The sequence below is a fragment of the uncultured Dokdonia sp. genome, assembly GCF_937910895.1.
GTDB lineage: Bacteria > Bacteroidota > Bacteroidia > Flavobacteriales > Flavobacteriaceae > Dokdonia.
The window spans coordinates 166,090-184,684 of record NZ_CALEMI010000052.1 but is presented as its reverse complement, the minus strand read 5'-3'; the positions used below and the strand labels follow the sequence as shown (position 1 = coordinate 184,684).

Sequence of the window (18,595 nt, the reverse complement as noted above, 5' to 3'; positions counted from 1 at the left end):
TATTTTTTAAAAAATGGATCCTTTTAATTGTAGACCATCGGTTTCGACAAGACCAAAAGCCAAATTCATATTCTGAATAGCTTGTCCTGAGGCACCTTTCAAGAGATTGTCTACAATGCTTGTGATTAATAATTTATTGGTATGCTTTTGTAAATGAAGGACACATTTATTGGTATTGACCACTTGTTTTAAATGGATTTCTTCATCCGATATGATGGTGAAAGGTGCATCTTGATAATATGTTTTGTATAATGCGATCGCTTCTTCTAAAGATTTTTCAAAATAGGTGTACGCTGTCGCGAAAATCCCTCTGGAGAAATTCCCTCTATTAGGAATAAAATGAATGTCAAGATCAAAATCAGGTTGCACATGATGCATGGTTTCGTGAATCTCTGCTAGATGCTGATGTGTAAAAGATTTATAATGCGAAAAGTTGTTATCTCTCCATGTAAAATGAGTAGACTTCGAAAGTGATGTACCAGCCCCAGTGGCACCCGTGACGGCATTCACATGAATGTCTTTTGTTAACAGATTACTACTTGCTAGTGGCGCTAATGCCAATTGGATCGCTGTCGCGAAACACCCTGGATTTGCGATGTATTGTGCTTTTTGAATGGATTTTTTATATACCTCTGGCAATCCATATACAAATGATTTTCCTTTGTAGACTTGATCTTCCAAAAGTCTAAAATCAGTACTTAAGTCGATGATTTTGGTGTCTTCAGAAAATGAATGTTCTTCTAAGAATTTTCTTGAATTTCCATGCCCTAGGCATAGAAACACCACATCTACTTTTGGATTGATGGTATTTGTGAACGTTAAGTCCGTCGATCCGATTAAATCTTGATGCACTTTATATACTTTATTTCCTGCATTGGAGGTGCTGAAAACAAAATTAATCGTTGCTTTAGGATGATGCAGTAAGATTCGAATCAGTTCTCCTGCGGTATATCCGGCTCCTCCTATAATTCCTACTTTGATCATGATGTTGCGTGTATTTGTTGGTAGATTTTATTTTGATTCCCATTTATTTTGATGAATCCTTTGGCTTCTGCAGCAGTCCACTGTGTGTTCATTTCGCCATAGCTTCCAAACTTTGAACACATCAAATCATTCTTAGAAATAATACCGTCTAAGGAAAAGTGATATGGTTGTAATGTGACCATCACATCACCAGATACTTTTTCTTGACTGCTGGATAAAAAGGCTTCCATATCTCTCATGACAGGATCTAGATATTGTCCTTCATGCAAATGCATACCGTAAAAATTGGCTATATATTCTTTATGTTGTAATTGCCATTTAGTAAGCGTATGTTTTTCTAATAGATGATGTGCCTTAATGGTAATCAGAGCTGCTGCAGCTTCAAACCCCACACGTCCTTTGATGCCCACAATCGTGTCGCCTACATGAATATCTCTTCCTATAGCATAAGGTGATGCTATGTTCTCTAAGACTTCAATGTTTTTTTCGGGAGCTTGTATGTTACCATTGACGGCGATTAATTCTCCTTTTTCAAAAGTGAGTGTGACTTGCTCTTTGCCTGTTTTGGTCAATTGAGATGGGAATGCATTTTCTGGCAATCCTTTTTCTGAGGTTAAAGTTTCTTCACCGCCTATGCTTGTACCCCAAAGCCCTTTATTAATCGAATATTTTGCTTTCTCCCAGGAGAGATCTACACCATAATTTTTTAAATAATCAATTTCTTCTTGTCTAGAAAGTTGTTGGTCTCTTATAGGAGTTATGATTTCAATGTCTGGGGCAAGTGTTTGAAAAATCATATCAAATCGTACTTGGTCATTTCCTGCACCCGTACTTCCATGAGCAATGTAGTTGGCATCAATGTTTTTGGCATATTCAACAACCTTAATGGCTTGGATGATACGCTCGGCACTTACAGATAAAGGATACGAATTGTTCTTTAACACATTCCCAAAGATCAAATACTTTACGACTTTTTGATAGAAAGGAGTGATGGCATCTATATTCTTATAGCTGGTTACACCTAATGAATACGCTGTGTTTTTTACGGTATTAATCTCTTCATCAGAGAAGCCGCCAGTATTTACGCTTACCGCATGTACTTCAAAGTTTTTATCTTTTGATAAGTGTACGGCACAGTAAGAGGTGTCTAAACCACCACTATAAGCGAGCACTATTTTTTTGGATGTATTCATTTTTTTTATTTTTAGTGAAATTCAATTTTTGAGAAGTTTACAAGACACACTCAAAATTGTAAGTTGAACTAATCCCGCTATTGAGTGGGATCTGGTTTAATCGATTGACCTAGGTTTTATTGTTTTTATTTTTTAAAAAAAGCGTGTGTTTGATACTTTTTAATCTGGAAAAAGCGTTGCTTGTTATTTCTTTTTGTTCTGTTTTTTGCTTGCTATTTGGGTCGTATAGCATGCCGGTACAAAGGCACATGGATTGGTTGGTTCTTTGTAGTATGTCGTGATTTTTACACGTTTGACAACCATCCCAAAATGTTTGGTCTTTGGTGAGTTCAGAAAAAGTGACGGGGGTATATCCAAGATTACTATTTAATTTCATTACCGCCAATCCTGTGGTGATACTAAAAATTTTTGCTTCTGGAAATTTGGTTCTTGAATGCTCAAATATTTGTTTTTTAATTTTCTTAGATAAACCTTGCCCTCTATAGTCTGGATGTACGATCAAACCAGAATTAGCAACAAATTTCCCATGACTCCAAGTTTCTATATAGCAAAAGCCAGCAAATTTCTTTCCATCAAGAGCAATGACAGCATTTCTCTTTTCCATTTTTGAAATGATATATGTAGGTTCTCTTCTAGCGATGCCCGTTCCTCGTACTTGAGCAGCTTCTTCTATGGTGTCGCATATAATTTGAGCATATATGCTATGTGTCTGATCAGCAATAATGATTTCCATTGTTGTTGATTTTAAAAGTTAAAATGTATTGAGTTAAATTTCGAAAGCAGAACCGGACTCACCTAAGTTCTATAAATAGAAAAGTACCCTTACGGGCGGGGAAAGAAAAAGCGGCGTACAAAATCGTTGCTATTTTGAGAAATAGCTGGAAGATGAAAATAGGATTTGAAATTTGAATGGTACATAATAAAAAAATAAAAACGTGAAATAGTATGCGGCTAGCTAAAAGAAATTAGCGGTGGCGGCGCACGGGTGGTGCGATAGGTACTATACGTGTTTTATTTTTTGAAGTAGTCATATTACAAATGTAGATTTTTTTTTAAATAATACAGGGTTTGTATCTATTTTTTTAATGAAATGATTGTAAAAAGGATATATGATTGGGTTTTAGTTTGCTGTTAAAGTTATTTTAAACAAAAAAATAGCGGTCTGTTCAGAACCGCTATTTTTGAGTGATAAAACATATAGTAAGAACGAAGTACCAGTTTTTTCTTAATATATTATTTTAAACTAAACTAAATTATGTGTATTGTGGCTTAAATCAACAAATAAATTACTTGCTTAATCTTCAAGTGTAATATGTATAACACTATGCATTTTTACTTTCTTTCCTTCAAGTTTTGCTTGTAAAAAAATATCTTCTGCTTTTATCTTTGCTTCTTCAAGTTCTAAAATTCTATCTCTATCTGATGCACAAGAATCACTGTGATTCTTTTCGAAAAGAGACATACGCTTTACTTGGTGAAAGTTGATTTTCTTAGCGAGCATAGGCGTTAAAATATCCTGTGCTTCTGATGCAGAAAAGCAACCATCTATTAAATTAATTTGATGTTTGTCTTTTGCTACTTCTGGAGATGTGGCTACTGTATTCATAGGTGTCAAATTTTAAACTGATTTATTTATAGTACAAATGTCTGATTAAATGTTCGTATATTTTTATTTATATATTTAATGCATAGTATTAGTAAAATTTATGATTATTGAATAAGGTATAGATACAACGGCATTCCTAACGTAATATTGAATGGGAACGTAATGGCTAGTGCCATAGGTATATAAAGACTTGGGTTTGCCTTTGGAGCGGCTAGTTTCATAGCGGCAGGAACAGCAATATAAGAAGCACTTGCTGCGAGTATGGCAAACAAGAGTCTGTTACCTTCACTTTCTATAAACAAGCCACTTACTACAGCAACGATACTTCCGTTTATGATAGGTATAATAATAGCAAATAAAAAAGCAAACCATCCTTTCTTTATAAAATCTGATAGTTTTTTTCCACTCGTAATTCCCATATCCAATAGAAACACGGCTAGAAATCCTTTGAATATATCTGTAGTAAAAGGCTTTATACCTTCTGCTTGAGCTTCGCTAGTTAAAAATCCTATAATCAAACTTCCTATAATAAGGAGTACACTTCCATTAGTTAATGCATGATGTACCACTTTCTTCATTGGGACGCTATCTTCTTTCTTATTTTTGGCAAATACAGTGATAAGCAAGAGTCCTACCATAATAGAAGGAGCTTCCATAAGAGCCATTACGGCAACCATGTGACCGTTAAAAGGAATTTGCTCCATCTCAAGAAATGAGATCGTAGTAACAAATGTTACGGCACTTACAGACCCATACGCTGCGGCAATAGCGCCTGCATTTTCTACAGAAAACTTTCGTCTTAAAATAAAATAGGTGTAACAAGGGATCGCTATAGCGAGGAACATTCCAAAAAGTAACGACCATAAAATTTCGTTATTAAAGGTGCTGTGAGCCAGTTCTTGACCTCCTTTGAAACCAATGGATAAAAGTAAATAGAGGGATATGAATTTTGAAGAATTTGAAGGTATACTTAGATCGCTCTTAAGTTGAACGGCAATAACACCTAAAAAGAAAAATAGTAATGCAGGGTTTGTTAAGTTGTCAAATAACAAGTGTAAATCCATAATTATGTGATATCTGAACTACCTTATTTGTTGATTTTTGTAGTCTCTTTTGATGAAAAGGATAAACTTATAATAGCTGTAGCGATCAAAATTTCTTCTAGAAAAAGATAGTTGCTTGCTACAGAAAGACTGATGAAAAATCCAAGCATTACTACAATTGCTATTTTATTTGATAAGAAAGGAATATGTCTTTTTTTAGATGTTTGTAACTGTATTATTTTTGTTTGATGTTGTTCTGTATTTTGATGCTTCATAAAAGTGTTAATTTTTAATTTATGCAAAGATGTGCAGTTTGTTTTGTATATTTTTATTTATATTTATTATGAAATACATAACTATTTATTATGAATTATACGCTGCATCAATTAGAAATTTTCTATAAAATATCAGAGTTAAAAAGTGTAACTAAGACTTCAGAGGAGTTGTTTCTTACACAACCTGCTGTTTCTATTCAGTTAAAAAAGTTTCAAGATCAATTCAAAAATCCCTTATTTGAAGTAGTAGGTAGAAAAATTTATATCACTGAATTTGGTGAGGAGATTGCAAAAGCTGCAACAAAAATCCTCGAAGAAGTACATGCTCTCAACTATAAAGCGCTTTCTTTTCAAGGCGAGCTTGCAGGTAAATTAAAAATTGCGATTGTCTCTACCGCAAAATATGCCATGCCTTATTTTTTGGCTGATTTTATGGCACAGCATACAGGAGTAGATTTAATAATGGATGTGACCAATAAAGCAGAGGTCGTACGTTCTTTGGAAAATAATGACGTAGACTTCGCCATGGTATCCACCATCCCTAAAAACCTTAAAATTGATCGTGTGCAACTTATGGAAAACAAATTGCATCTTGTAGGAGGTCGGAAATATAAAAATGTAGGAAAAAATCTAAGTCCAAAAATATTTGAGGAATTACCTCTTATTTATAGAGAACAGGGGTCTGCCACCCGTAATGCGATGGAGCGTTTTATAGCATCTCATAAAATCTCTACCTATAAGAAAATGGAACTCACATCAAATGAGGCGGTGAAACAAGCTGTGCTAGCAGGATTAGGGTTTTCTATCGTTCCGCTTATCGGGATTAAAAACGAACTCCTTAATGGAGATTTACAAATTATTCCAGTAAAAGATTTACCTATTGTGACCAATTGGAATCTTATATGGTTAAGTTCAAAGAATCTGTCCTCTATCGCAAAACGGTTTGTAGAGCATATCAATGATAATAAGTCTAGTATTATGCAAAATCATTTTAATTGGTTCAATGATTACTAATCTCAAGTAAATTTCAAAAAAATGTAAAGCGTATCCTTTTAGAAACCTGAATAGTTAAGATTAAAAATCAGATAGTTTTTCTTAGTCCTTTTTCGCTTTAAGCGAAAGAATATAAAGCACTCATTTTTATAGATAGCAGTGATATAAGGTAAAAATCGTAACTGTTAAGGAACGTTGCTAATGTTAATTTTTCAATAAATAACACTGCGCTGTTTAATATTTGTTTACTTTAGTTCAACAAAACAATCTTAGTTGCCAATTATGAAAACAATTTTCTCTAAATTAAGTATTTTAGTCGTTTTAGTATTTCTATCAGTTAAACCCACACCAACTGTTCAAGAGTTTCAAGGTCAGGCAGTTTACTTTTCAAAATCTACTATGGATTTGGGTAGTTGGGGAGCTAGAATGAGCGAAGCACAAAAAAAGCAAGTTCAAGCACGTCTTAAGGGTAGATTAGAAAAAACCTATGTATTGGACTTTAATAAAGAAGAGTCTATATTTAATGAAGAGGATAAATTAGACGCTATGTCTGGTGCTACAGATTCTTGGGGTCAGAACTTCACACAAGGAGAACAATATAAAAATATTAAGGAAAATGCCTTAGTCCAGAGTCAGGAATTTTATGGAAAGCAATTTTTAGTGAAGGATAAGTTACAAGCCATAAACTGGAAAATGGGTACGGAATCGAAGCAAATAGGACAATACATGTGCTTTAAAGCAACCGCTTCCATACCAACGTCTGAATTAAGTTGGTATAATTTTTCTTGGAGTGATCTAAGACCAACTCCTAATAAGGAAACAGATACCATAAGTGGACAAGCCCAAGAACCTGAAGTAAAAACGACGGAAGTCGAAGCATGGTACACACCTCAAATACCAGTAGGACATGGACCAAGCGAATTTTGGGGTCTTCCAGGACTTATTTTAGAGGTGAGTGCAGGAAATACTACTTTATTATGTTCTAAAATTGTCATGAACCCTAAGGAGAAAATTACAATTGAAGCTCCAGATAAAGGGAAGGTCATTACAAAGATGGCATATAAAGAGACGATTACTGAGAAAATGCAAGAGATGAGAAACAACCGAGGAAGAACACGAGGTTAAGATCAACCGGCTACACTGCATTTAAAAGACCATTCAAACTAGCAAGTACCACACATTATGAAAAATATATTTTGTTTCGCACTACTTTTTGTAGCGGGGCTTACTCACGCTCAAGTCAAACTAGAAGGCGTGGTTAAGGATAGTTTGAATAATCCCTTAGAGTTAGCAAATATAATCGCAATAAATCAAGAAACAAGTGGACTAGAATCCTATGGTATTACGAATGAAGAAGGAAAGTATAAGCTAGAATTAGGAAAAAATAATACCTATAAAATACAGGTGAGTTACATAGGATTGAAAACTTTTGAGGAAATCCTTCCAACACAAGAAAGTGATATCACAAGAGATTATATACTCCAACCAGATAACTCCTTGGATGAGATAGAGCTTACCTTTGAAATGCCAGTGACCGTAAAGGGAGATACGTTGATTTATAATGCGGATTCTTTTAAAAACGGAACAGAACGGAAGTTAGAAGATGTATTGGAAAAATTACCAGGGGTAGAAATCAATGAAGATGGGCAAATTGAAGTAGAAGGTAAGGTAGTTAATAAATTGATGGTTAATGGGAAAGATTTTTTTGATGGCGACACCAAATTAGCAACGAAAAATATCCCATCAAAAGCTGTAGATAAAATAGAAGTATTACGAAACTATTCAGAAGTGGGTCAACTCAGCGGAGTTACCAATAACCAAGATAATGTGGCACTAAACATAAAATTAAAGGAAGGAAAAGAAAATTTTTGGTTTGGTAATATTACTGCAGGAGCGGGTACTTCACCAGATAATGCATTATACTTGGTGCAACCAAAACTGTTTTATTACAATCCAAAATACAGTATTAATTTTATCGGAGATATCAATAATACGGGAGAAGCAGCATTAACCAGACGTGATATTAGAAACTTTGGAGGCGGTTTCCGATCGCCAAGTAGAAGTAGCGGAACAAGTATCAACCTTGGAGATAATAGTCTGAATTTCTTAACGACTCAAGGCAATGCTCTAGAAATAGAAAATAAGTTGGCAACAGGTAATTTTAGTTACTCCCCAAATCAAGCTTTGGATTTGAGCGGATTTCTTATTTACAATAGTAGCCGTATTCTTTCCAGAGAAACAAGTTTTATCCAATATACAAATCAAGAATTAGGAATTCCTGACGAAGCGACAGAACAATCAAGCAGAGAGCGTTCAAATCAGGGGTTATTAAAATTGAGTGCATCTTATCAACCAAACGTTAATAATCAATTGGATTATGATGTGTTAGCTCGCGTATCTAATGACAGCCAAAACCAGAATGTCTTTTCTTCTGTTATTGGGGATACCAACCAACTAGATGAAGTCACACCATTTAGCATCAATCAGAATATAAATTATTACTATACGCTTAACGAAACCAATATTTTCGCTTTTGAAGCACAGCATTTATATAAAAACGAAGATCCATTCTACAATGCACTTTTAGTAAACGATCCAAATGGAGATGATGCTTTTGATACCACTGCAGATGGTTTAGGATTGGATACCTCATTAACCAATTATAACATAGGTCAAGACAGGCGTATTAAGTCAAATCAGTTAGATGCCAAATTAGATTACTACAACATCCTTAATACAAAAAGCAACCTCAATCTGACCTTAGGAACGATCCTAAGTCGTCAACAATTTAATTCTGCTATTTTCCAGTTTCTAGAAGATGAATCTCTCTTTAATCCAACACCAACATTTAATGATGGTCGTGCCACGAATGATACAGAGTACACTTTTAGTGATATTTATGTAGGAGCACATTATAGATTTAAAACAGGTAAATTTACCATCACTCCAGGCTTTTCAGTACATGCATACGGAAACAAAAACACACAGTTTGGAGAAACTTTTGAAGACAACTTCTTTCGCTTTTTACCAGACTTTGAGACCCGAATCCAATTAAAAAAGAGTGAGTCCTTGACATTACGATATGATATGCGTAATCAGTTTACAGATGTGACACGATTAGCAGAAGGTTTAGTGTTAAACAATTTCAATAACATTCAATTTGGAGAGTCAGACCTTCAGAACGCATTATCTCATAATGTAAGTCTGTTTTACAGCAGTTTCAACCTTTTTAATTATACCAATGTATTTGCAAGAGCAGCATATTCAAGCAATATTGACCAGATACGAGGGCTGACCAATTTTGAGAATGTGATCCGAACAAGTACTTTTTTTAATTCTAATTTTGCCGATGAAAATGTAAATGTCTTTGGACGTGTACAACGTACATTTGGAAAGATTAGAGGAACCTTAAATGCTAATTTTAATTACAGTAAGATCAATCAATTCATTCAAGGACAGCAATCACTTAATGAAGGCTATACACAGACGTATACTCCAGGGATTCGCACCAATTATAAAGTAGCGCCTAACGTGAGTTTGACATATCGTTATAGCGTGACCAATAATAATCAAGGAGGGCGTAAAACAACTTTTGTTACCAATGCACCTTCTATTGAGTTTGATGCCTACATCTGGAAATCAGTTACATTCCGTACAAACTATAGTTATACCAATCAAGATCTTGGTAATGGAGAATCTCAATCTTTCCAGAACTGGGATGCGACACTTTCGTATAGAAAAGATAGAGATGCTAAATGGGAATATGAACTCAAAGCGACCAATATACTAGACATTGACTCTCAAGTAAGAAACAGTGCAAATAATTTATCTGTATTTACGTCAGAAACTTTTATTCAGCCACGATTTGTAACCTTTAGATTTGTTTATACTTTGTAGTGAATTCGTTAAGAACTTCTATTTTTATGGTAAATTAGACAGTAATTCTTTGAGCTAAATACATTCTTTCCCTGCACCAGGAAAAGTTCTATAAGCATAGTATTGCAACACTTCTTCGATAGCCATTTTAAGGGCTTTATTTATAGGTAAAATCTTATTTCCTAAGTAAAAATCTATTTGGTTTAGCTGCATATAGTATTCTGTAAAAACAGGCACATATAATCCTTTTTTAATAGCTTCGTTGGTAGTGTTATACTTTTCGGCTTGACCTTCCTTGATGATTTTACACGTAGCCAATCTTAAATTCCCATATTTATCCGTATTGGCACCAAATCCAAATAGTCGACAAATCAAACCTCGATATTTGTAATCGCTACAACGACCCTGTCCTAAAATAGTTAGGGGTTTGTAAATCAGACACGTTGGATGATTTGTTTTAGTAAGTATTTCTAACGTCTTTTCTGCTTGTCCATTTAAAAATAAGTGAAAAGCCCATGGTAAAAACTCTAAAGGAGAAGCTTCTACATCTGGGTATGTACAGCACTTTCCACAACCAGAAACACAACCTATTCCTGATGATTTTTGAAACTCTGCACTTTCTTGCTCTAATTGATGAAAAAGATTTTCTACCAATTGTACTCTACGCTCTATCGACATTATTTTTTATCGAAGGTAGACTTAAAAAGGTTACGTAGTTTTATTTCTTTCTTAAAAAATCCAAGATGATTTTCACTTTTTAAAGTGAAAAATCAAGTCATGTATGCGTTGTTTTCTAAAAGGTGACAAAAGTCATCTTTTTCCCGTCTGTCATATCATAGTTTTGACCTGTAATTAAAAACATCTTATCACTATGAATGCACTATATACAAAAATCAGTACCGATTGGAATGAAAACTTTATTGGCTATTCTGCACTTGCTATTATTTTGTCAACCTGTTTAGGTTCTATTGCTGTGATGACTACGATGATGCAAGGCAACGGACTTGCTCAAATGACACAAGTATTCTTTGTGGTGGCTGCTTGCAGTGCACATAATGCATCTATCCTAACCGTACAAAAACCAAATTTAGTACTTAATCTTTTAATCACAAGTGTGATCGTAAGTTTGCTAACCATCTCTACGGGACTCTTGTTTTAAAACATACTTCTAATGTGCACACTTATTTCAAAATACAATGTAGCTGGACCACGATATACGAGTTATCCCACAGTACCTTATTGGGATCAGGAACAATTCTACTTAAAAGACTGGAAGAAAACGTTGCAAGATAGCTTTCGCGAAAGCAATACCAGCGAGGGTATAAGTGTGTACATACATTTACCATTTTGCGAAAGCATGTGTACATTTTGTGGCTGTAATAAACGGATTACAAAAAACCATGAGGTTGAAGTTCCCTACATACAATCCATTATAAAAGAATTTGTATTGTATAATGAGTTGTTTGATGAAAGGCCTATTGTTAAACAGCTTCATCTAGGGGGAGGTACGCCTACCTTTTTTTCGCCAGCACATCTAGACAGATTGCTATCAGGTATTTTTACCATTGCCAAACAAGCACCAGATTGTGAATTAAGTTTTGAAGGTCATCCCAATAATACAACTAAAGCACATCTAGCAGCACTCGCCACACACAATTTTACACGAGTATGTTATGGCGTGCAAGATTATAATGAAGTTGTACAAAAAGCAATTAATCGTCTTCAACCTTATCAACACGTACAAAAAGCAACCTGTAATGCACGGGAAGAAGGATATACCTCTGTAGGGCATGATATTATTTACGGACTTCCTTTTCAGACACAAGATGATGTGATACATACCATACATAAAACAATCACATTACGACCAGATCGTATTGCGTTTTATAGTTATGCACACGTGCCATGGATGAAAGGAAATGGGCAACGAGGTTTTAAAGAAAAAGACTTGCCTTCAGCATTGCAAAAACGTAAACAATATGAGATTGGAAAAACTATGCTTACCAAAGCAGGCTATGTGGAAATAGGGATGGATCATTTTGCTTTAAAGACAGATGCTTTATATGAAGCACAACAAAATGGTACCATTCATAGAAATTTTATGGGATATAATGCTGCCAAAACACAAGTCATGATAGGACTAGGGGTATCTGCTATTAGTGATAGTTGGTATAGTTTTGCTCAAAATGTAAAAAACGTAGAGGAATATCAACAACTTGTAGATGATGGGATTCTCCCTGTTTTTAGAGGACATATCCTGACAGATGAAGATCTCATTATACGTACCCATATCCTTAATTTGATGTGTACGTTTGCCACCTCTTGGGAAGAGTCTTCTCTATACTTTCCTGAACTTCCTGATGTGCTTATCAAATTAAAAGAACTTGAAAACGATGGACTTATAGAAATCTATCCTAAAAAAATAGAGGTGACTAAAAAAGGGCGTCCTTTTGTGCGTAATATATGTTTGCCCTTTGATATGCGCCTACAGCGAAAAAAACCAGAAACACCATTGTTTTCTATGACAGTGTAGTAGAGATGGTTTTTGATGTTTATAGTTGGGAAGAAAGGAAGGCGTAATGCTTTCCTTTTTTTTGTTAGTGAAACGCTGTTTTGTAAAGTCTGAAAGACGCATACAAAATGGCTAGTTGAACTAATCCCGCTTTTTCAGCGGGATCTATGGTTTACTATCTCAATCCTTGGGTCAATTTGTAGTGTAAGAACTTGCTCTGGGGTTTACTATCTTTTATTTACAAAACGCTGTTTTATAAAGTCTGAAAGACGCATACAAAATGGCTAGTTGAACTAATCCCGCTTGACACTGAACTTGTTTAAGTATCAAGCAGAATCTATGGTTGGCTCCAATATTAGATCGGGGTTTAATATTTAGAATCTTGCCATGAGGAGTATCTATGAAACTGACATTTTTTCAGATGTCGCTTTCGCGAACCTGTCTGACGGCAGACAGGAGCGTACAAAACCAGAATGGCATTTTTTTTGTAAAATCATAAATGTCTTGAGAGATCATGATCTCAATGAAGAGGACGTATAGTTATTGTTTAATAATTAATAGTTGTTTGTACGATGAGTGTAAATAATGTTAACAAGTATCCAATCTCTAGTTCCGTTAGACAACATACTTTTAAGCTCAAAGAACTAGATATGAGATTTGAGGATGATGCTTTAAAAATCAGATTGAAATCGCCATTATTAAAAGCATACAACCACACGATCACTTTAGAGAATGGGATTCTTACATTAAGAATAATGACAGAAAAGGTATACGTTAATAAAGGTCAAGTTTTAAAAACACCTGTATTTACAGAAAGTTTTTTATCAATTCCTGATCCATTATATACGCATATAGAGGAGAACTCTTTTATAGACGATTGTCTATGTATTACGATAAGAAAAAAACAGGCTAGAAAATCATTTATAACACCTTATGGAATAACTTAAAATACTACAATTATGAAAAGAATTAAATATGTTTTGCTCTTGGGACTTGTTGCATTTTTTTCAACACTAACAGGCGCTTCACTAAAAGTGTGGGGATATGAGATAGGAAGCCATTTTCTGTTAATCGGACTTATAATGGCTACGATTACAGTCTTTCTAGCTATTCCCAAAAAGAAAAGTTTTTTAGATCGTTGGATCTAGAAAACATATATAGATTTTTTGTTTAACTTAAATTTTAAATTATGGACAAATTAATGACCGTTCAGAAAAATGGAAGTTCTGCAAATCAAGATAGATTTCAAGACTTCCCAGCTTGGTCCTCATGGATTGATACAATGTTCTCCAGAGAATTGCCAGCTTTAATGATGTCTAATTTTAATACAGGTATGACTTTGCCAAAAGTCAATATTCGTGAGGTTACAGATGCTTACTTTGTTGATATGGCAGTGCCAGGTATGCGTAAAGAAGATTTTCAAATTGATCTTGACAATCACGTTTTATCAATTTCTTCAGAAATTTCTCAAGAAGAGAATAATCAGGAAGAGATATATACACGTAGAGAATTTGGATATGCTTCTTTTAAACGCACATTTACATTGCCAGAATCTATAGAAGAAGCCAAAATTCAAGCTACGTATGTAGATGGTATTCTACGAGTGCAATTACCCAAAAAAGAAGAGGCAAAACAAAAACCACCTCGTACGATTACAATATCATAAACGGAGGAAAGAATTAGCCATAGAACTACACTGGTATATGCCAGTGTAGTTTTTTGCTATGTATAAAAATGAATATAATAAAAAAGAATATGTACTTTCTGCTCTCATCGCATTGATGATAAGCATTTCTATAATATATCTAAACTAGCTTTGACTTTTATCTCCTTTTTTATCGCTATTAGCCAGATGATACACCACGGCGACCATAACAATGCAAACCACGGCAAATATACCTATGATGATAGCACCCATTCCCCAATTAACTAAAGGTAAGATTAGATTTTTCATATCATGATTTTTTAAATGAATACAAGTTAGTGGCAATTATGATTTGCTGCAACCGGTTCTATAGTGACCATTTCAGAGGGAGAGATGTAGGGAATCCCTAATCCTAATCCTCTTAGTATAAAAAGCATTCCTATAACAACGACCACCACAGGTATTGCTTTTACAATGCGTTGTTTTATGTTACCTTTCAAAAAGTTCCCCAAATATATCGCTGTTGTCATAAGCGGTATGGTACCCAATCCAAAAACGGCCATATACAAACTTCCCTGTAAAGGACCTCCCGTTGCTAGCGCCCCAAAAACTGCCATATAGACAAGACCACAAGGCAGAAGTCCGTTGAGATATCCTATAGTAAAAAAAGTACCTGGATTTTTCTTTTTAAGCTCGGTGCCCATCGCACTTTTTATTTTGCCCACTGCTTTATAAATAGGTCTAGAGAAATTATATCGATTAAAAATCTTGACAGGTAATAGAATACTTACAATCATAAGAAGCCCAACACCTATAGACAGTTGTTGCTGTACGCCAAATAGATTTAATCCTTTTCCGACAATACCAAAAGCCATCCCAATAAGCGCATACATAAAAATACGACCTGAGTGATAACTCAATACCTGTAGGATGCGTTTCGATTTATTTTTACGATCCAAAGGCAATAAAAAAGCAATAGGCCCACACATCCCCACGCAGTGAAAACTCCCTAAGAGACCAAATATGAGTGCCGCATACAACATTAATACACAATTGATTTTTTATACAAATAGGATGTACTATCGTATTCAAATTCTATGGTAATGTTCCACCGACCGTCTACCAGCTGTTTGTCAGGTATGAGCAAATTTGATCCGGAAAGGACTAATGGGAAGTCAAAATCCAGTTGCTGATTAGACGGTCGGTATAGGAACACTTTCCCTATGATTTTAGAAGCTTCTAATTCTGAAGGAAATGACAGTAACCATCCTTCTTTTGTCTTCTTGCCTTCTATGTTTTCTTTGAGATTATTTGTGTTTGTTTCGGCATCAATCTCGGTTTGGTATGCCATTTCTTTTGCATAGTATGATTCGGTTACTAAATCATGACTATATTTTTTATTGGTACTCATCGTAATGACCATATAGAGTATAAACCCTATAAAAGCAGCCATGGCTACCACGAGACCTGTTCCCCAATTCCATTTCATAATTTATGTCACGCCGTTAGCGTGATATCTTTTTAATTAAACCTCTTCTTCTTTTAGTAATTCTTGTTGTTGCTTTACGTTCTCCATCAATAATTTAGCTTGACAGCGTGGGTTTCGTCCTGGTTGTCCATTTTTACATCCTTGACAGCATTTTTTATTCTTTAACTCATTCATCGTTCTACTATTTTGGGCGTGCCCTTTATCCTTCACTACGTTCAGGAATCAGGTCAGGCTTTCCGTTTTTACGCCTCGCACTTCCTTCGTCAGGCTGTGGGGTAACCACTACAATCCTTCACGCAGATAACTACTGCTTTTATATATTCTTTATACACTTTCGCGAAAGCGAAATATTTAATTATTTATAACTCCTAGGTCCTAAAAAAGCCGTGGTTGTTGTTTCAATTAAATCAGTACCGCTATAAATTCCTATTTCTAATCGGTCTTTGTCTCCACTTAGCGCACTGGCATTTATTTCTATAAATAAGGTGCCTTCTGCAAGCCCTTGACCGTCCACTTTAAAATCGTTATTAGATACTAATTCGATAGTTCCTTTATGAGATAGTAATTCAAAATGAACATTCTCGATATCATCTACTGTTTTGTTAATCAGTTTGAAGGTATATACATTGCTAATCATATTATTTGCCTTATGCTCATATAATTGTCCTGGTAAACGAAGGATGCGGGCTTCAACATCATTACGTAAAAAAAGCATCCCAATAAGTACAGCTGTGAGAATCCCTAATACAACCGTATATCCTTTTAAGCGAGGTGAAAAGGTAAATTTCTCTTTTTTCTCAATAGCATCTTCACTTGCATAGCGGATCAATCCTTTAGGTAAGTTTACACTCTCCATCATGTGATCACAAGCATCAATACATGCTGTACAGTTGACGCATTCTAACTGCGTTCCATTACGGATATCTATTCCTGTTGGACATACGTGCACACACTGAAAACAATCAATACAATCTCCTTTTCCGGTGGCGGGTCTCTCTTCGTTCTTTTTAAATTTAGCGCGACCTGCTTCTTTTTCTCCACGTTTATGGTCATACGCCACCACAATAGATTTATTATCCAGTAATACACCTTGTAGTCTCCCATACGGGCAAACAATGATGCAAACTTGTTCTCGAAACCAAGCAAAGACAAAATAGAATACGCCTGTAAAAATGAGAAGCGATATGAAAGTACTTTGGTGTTTTAAAGGCCCTTCTGTGACATACCGAAGCAACTGATCACTCCCGATGAGATAGGCTAAAAATACATTGGCAATAAGAAATGATATGATAAAGAAAATAAACCATTTTAGAACTCTTTTCCTAATCTTCTCGGCATTCCATGGCATTTTAGAAAGACGGATCTGTTTGCCTCGATCTCCATCTATCCAATATTCAATACGACGAAACACCATTTCCATAAAGATCGTTTGAGGACACACCCAGCCACAGAATAGTCGTCCAAATGCAACGGTAAATAGGATGACAAATACCACACCGATAAGCATCATAATCACAAACAAATGAAAATCCTGTGGCCAAAAAGGGAAGCCGAAAATATTAAAACGACGTTCTAGTACATTAAACATCAAAAACTGATTTCCTCCTATTTTCACAAAAGGAGCAGCAAACAAAAAGGTCAGCAATACGTAACTTACATATTTACGATATTCATACCACTTACCATCAGGCTTTTTAGGAAAAACCCAAGCGCGCTTTCCTTCTTTGTTAAGCGTTCCGAGGGTATCTCTAAAAGTATCTTGACCTTGTTCTGCCATCGTGTTTGTTGCTGTTTTCGCTTTTGCCTACTGGCGTGTGCAAATACTTACTTATTGATCGTGATATTTACTACGGTAGAGTCTATAATGACTTCCTTTATTTCCAAGATGACTTCTTCTGGTTGATCAGGATCTATCCAAATATCTCCTTCGGGAGCTTTAGGTTCTGCTGGTGTGGTACCTTCTAATGTTAGGACATAACTGGCTACTTGTGCCATTTCTGCAGGGCTTAGTTCTGTTTTCCAAGCAATCATTCCCTTTCCATCACGGCCTCCCTCAGAAATCGTTTTAAACACATTTTTGATGCCTCCTCCAAGAATCCAATTAGGATCTGTAAGATTAGGACCTATACCACCACCGCCATCTACTTTATGACAAGCTATACAGTTTTCACCAAAAATAGATTGACCCACTTTTAGATCGGCTGCATCCGCTAGGAATATGACTGTATTTATATCTACGAGATCTTTAGCTGTTTTTTTCCACTCTTCAATTTCTAGGTTTGCCTCTGCTACTGCAATTTCATACTCTTCTGCCTGATCGTATTCGTTAAAGACTTCAAATCGTACCAAATAAATAATGGCAAACACGATGGTCGCATAAAACATATATACCCACCAAGGCGGTAAATTATTATCTAGCTCTTTAATCCCGTCGTAGTTGTGATCAAGTATAATCTCGTGTTCTTCTTCTAGCGCTTTACTTCCTAGAGAATTTTTATATTTTTCTTTAATCCATCTGAATTGCTTTGCTTTTTCTTGAGCTTCTTTTTGATCATATCGCTTTTTTGCTTCGGGAGATAATGTCTTGTAAAGAATACCTTTAAGTGCTGCTACGCTGACCTCTCCTGCGATATAAAAAAGGATAATGGCTCCAAATAAAACCCACATCCATGGGTTTTGTATAAATATAGAAGTGTCTCCAGTGGTACCTACATAGTCTAGGAAAAAATAACCAAAAACTGAAAATCCGAGTATTCTTAAAAATGATGCTGTTGTTCTCATAACTGTCCTTCTTTTAAAATGATCGTATCATCTTCTAATGGGATATGACTCACGGTGTCTATATGTGCCTTTTTTGTGGTGAATACCCACCAAAAAAGGATGGCAAAGAAGATGAAGAATATAAGTAGTGAAATGATAGGATAGACTTCAACTCCATCTATGTTTTCTAGGTTTCCTTTTATAAATTTTAGCATGTCT

At 35.2% G+C, this 18,595-nt stretch carries 23 protein-coding genes; 9 read left to right on the top strand and 14 right to left on the bottom strand.

The features are described from left to right. Positions 1-6: 6 nt before the first annotated feature. The 6 genes from argC to Q0505_RS07005 all read right to left on the bottom strand — a co-directional run bounded on the left by argC (position 7) and on the right by Q0505_RS07005 (position 5,101). Positions 7-984 carry an N-acetyl-gamma-glutamyl-phosphate reductase gene (gene argC, locus Q0505_RS07030; protein WP_299210578.1) on the bottom strand — a complete coding sequence of 326 codons (978 nt, stop codon included), beginning with the start codon at positions 982-984 and terminating at the stop codon, positions 7-9. Next, positions 981-2,177: an argininosuccinate synthase domain-containing protein gene (locus Q0505_RS07025; protein ID WP_299210576.1), complete on the bottom strand. Its 1,197-nt coding sequence runs from the start codon at positions 2,175-2,177 to the stop codon at positions 981-983. Before Q0505_RS07025 ends, argC begins: the two co-directional genes overlap by 4 nt. A 109-nt stretch (positions 2,178-2,286) precedes the next feature. Beyond that, on the bottom strand, positions 2,287-2,910 hold the full coding sequence (locus Q0505_RS07020) for a GNAT family N-acetyltransferase (protein ID WP_299210575.1): 624 nt from the start codon (positions 2,908-2,910) through the stop codon (positions 2,287-2,289). A 561-nt stretch (positions 2,911-3,471) separates the two neighbouring features. Continuing rightward, positions 3,472-3,783: a hypothetical protein gene (locus tag Q0505_RS07015; RefSeq protein ID WP_299210573.1), complete on the bottom strand. Its 312-nt coding sequence runs from the start codon at positions 3,781-3,783 to the stop codon at positions 3,472-3,474. Positions 3,784-3,887: 104 nt separating this feature from the next. Continuing rightward, positions 3,888-4,847, bottom strand: a complete 960-nt coding sequence (locus Q0505_RS07010; protein ID WP_299210571.1) for a sodium-dependent bicarbonate transport family permease — start codon at positions 4,845-4,847, stop codon at positions 3,888-3,890. Positions 4,848-4,870: 23 nt separating this feature from the next. After that, positions 4,871-5,101: a hypothetical protein gene (locus Q0505_RS07005; RefSeq protein ID WP_299210569.1), complete on the bottom strand. Its 231-nt coding sequence runs from the start codon at positions 5,099-5,101 to the stop codon at positions 4,871-4,873. Positions 5,102-5,191: 90 nt separating this feature from the next. Here Q0505_RS07005 and Q0505_RS07000 point away from each other — a divergent pair, with 90 nt between their 5' ends. The 3 genes from Q0505_RS07000 (at position 5,192) to Q0505_RS06990 (ending at position 9,991) form a co-directional block, all read left to right on the top strand. Further along, complete coding sequence (locus tag Q0505_RS07000; RefSeq protein WP_299210567.1) at positions 5,192-6,115, top strand: LysR family transcriptional regulator; 924 nt, start codon at positions 5,192-5,194, stop codon at positions 6,113-6,115. 261 nt (positions 6,116-6,376) lie between these two features. Further along, the gene (locus tag Q0505_RS06995; RefSeq protein ID WP_299210565.1) at positions 6,377-7,219 is read left to right on the top strand and encodes a GLPGLI family protein; all 843 of its coding nucleotides are present in this window, start codon (positions 6,377-6,379) and stop codon (positions 7,217-7,219) included. Positions 7,220-7,276: 57 nt separating this feature from the next. Further along, positions 7,277-9,991, top strand: coding sequence for a TonB-dependent receptor (locus Q0505_RS06990; protein WP_299210563.1), 2,715 nt, complete (start codon positions 7,277-7,279; stop codon positions 9,989-9,991). 54 nt (positions 9,992-10,045) lie between these two features. Here Q0505_RS06990 and Q0505_RS06985 read toward each other — a convergent pair whose 3' ends face one another. Further along, positions 10,046-10,648: a YkgJ family cysteine cluster protein gene (locus tag Q0505_RS06985; protein ID WP_299210561.1), complete on the bottom strand. Its 603-nt coding sequence runs from the start codon at positions 10,646-10,648 to the stop codon at positions 10,046-10,048. Between the two features lie 193 nt (positions 10,649-10,841). Between Q0505_RS06985 and Q0505_RS06980 the strand changes: the two genes are divergently transcribed. The 6 genes from Q0505_RS06980 to Q0505_RS06955 all read left to right on the top strand — a co-directional run bounded on the left by Q0505_RS06980 (position 10,842) and on the right by Q0505_RS06955 (position 14,148). Further along, a complete protein-coding gene (locus tag Q0505_RS06980) occupies positions 10,842-11,129 on the top strand; it encodes a hypothetical protein (protein ID WP_299210559.1) in 288 nt (95 codons plus the stop codon). A gap of 12 nt (positions 11,130-11,141) precedes the next feature. After that, the gene (gene hemN / locus Q0505_RS06975) at positions 11,142-12,503 is read left to right on the top strand and encodes an oxygen-independent coproporphyrinogen III oxidase (protein ID WP_299210557.1); all 1,362 of its coding nucleotides are present in this window, start codon (positions 11,142-11,144) and stop codon (positions 12,501-12,503) included. Between the two features lie 366 nt (positions 12,504-12,869). Further along, entirely contained in the window at positions 12,870-13,022 is a 153-nt protein-coding gene (locus Q0505_RS06970; RefSeq protein ID WP_299210555.1) for a hypothetical protein, read from the top strand. 110 nt (positions 13,023-13,132) lie between these two features. Then, entirely contained in the window at positions 13,133-13,429 is a 297-nt protein-coding gene (locus Q0505_RS06965; protein WP_299210553.1) for a hypothetical protein, read from the top strand. A 12-nt stretch (positions 13,430-13,441) separates the two neighbouring features. After that, on the top strand, positions 13,442-13,630 hold the full coding sequence (locus tag Q0505_RS06960) for a hypothetical protein (RefSeq protein ID WP_299210551.1): 189 nt from the start codon (positions 13,442-13,444) through the stop codon (positions 13,628-13,630). Between the two features lie 41 nt (positions 13,631-13,671). Next, positions 13,672-14,148 carry an Hsp20/alpha crystallin family protein gene (locus Q0505_RS06955; RefSeq protein WP_299210549.1) on the top strand — a complete coding sequence of 159 codons (477 nt, stop codon included), beginning with the start codon at positions 13,672-13,674 and terminating at the stop codon, positions 14,146-14,148. A 144-nt stretch (positions 14,149-14,292) separates the two neighbouring features. Here Q0505_RS06955 and Q0505_RS06950 read toward each other — a convergent pair whose 3' ends face one another. The 7 genes from Q0505_RS06950 to Q0505_RS06920 form a co-directional block, all read right to left on the bottom strand. Then, positions 14,293-14,436 (bottom strand): hypothetical protein, encoded by a 144-nt coding sequence (locus Q0505_RS06950; RefSeq protein ID WP_299210547.1) that lies wholly within the window; start codon positions 14,434-14,436, stop codon positions 14,293-14,295. A gap of 26 nt (positions 14,437-14,462) precedes the next feature. Then, positions 14,463-15,170, bottom strand: a complete 708-nt coding sequence (locus tag Q0505_RS06945; RefSeq protein ID WP_299210545.1) for a sulfite exporter TauE/SafE family protein — start codon at positions 15,168-15,170, stop codon at positions 14,463-14,465. After that, entirely contained in the window at positions 15,170-15,616 is a 447-nt protein-coding gene (locus tag Q0505_RS06940) for a FixH family protein (RefSeq protein ID WP_299210543.1), read from the bottom strand. Before Q0505_RS06940 ends, Q0505_RS06945 begins: the two co-directional genes overlap by 1 nt. 36 nt (positions 15,617-15,652) lie before the next feature. Then, positions 15,653-15,790 carry a hypothetical protein gene (locus tag Q0505_RS06935; RefSeq protein WP_299210542.1) on the bottom strand — a complete coding sequence of 46 codons (138 nt, stop codon included), beginning with the start codon at positions 15,788-15,790 and terminating at the stop codon, positions 15,653-15,655. 181 nt (positions 15,791-15,971) lie between these two features. Next, positions 15,972-17,393, bottom strand: coding sequence for a cytochrome c oxidase accessory protein CcoG (gene ccoG / locus Q0505_RS06930; protein ID WP_299210541.1), 1,422 nt, complete (start codon positions 17,391-17,393; stop codon positions 15,972-15,974). Positions 17,394-17,440: 47 nt separating this feature from the next. Further along, positions 17,441-18,397: a cbb3-type cytochrome c oxidase N-terminal domain-containing protein gene (locus Q0505_RS06925; protein WP_299210539.1), complete on the bottom strand. Its 957-nt coding sequence runs from the start codon at positions 18,395-18,397 to the stop codon at positions 17,441-17,443. Continuing rightward, positions 18,394-18,591, bottom strand: coding sequence for a CcoQ/FixQ family Cbb3-type cytochrome c oxidase assembly chaperone (locus tag Q0505_RS06920; RefSeq protein WP_299210537.1), 198 nt, complete (start codon positions 18,589-18,591; stop codon positions 18,394-18,396). The genes Q0505_RS06925 and Q0505_RS06920 overlap by 4 nt, the downstream gene beginning before the upstream one ends. Positions 18,592-18,595: the final 4 nt, after the last annotated feature.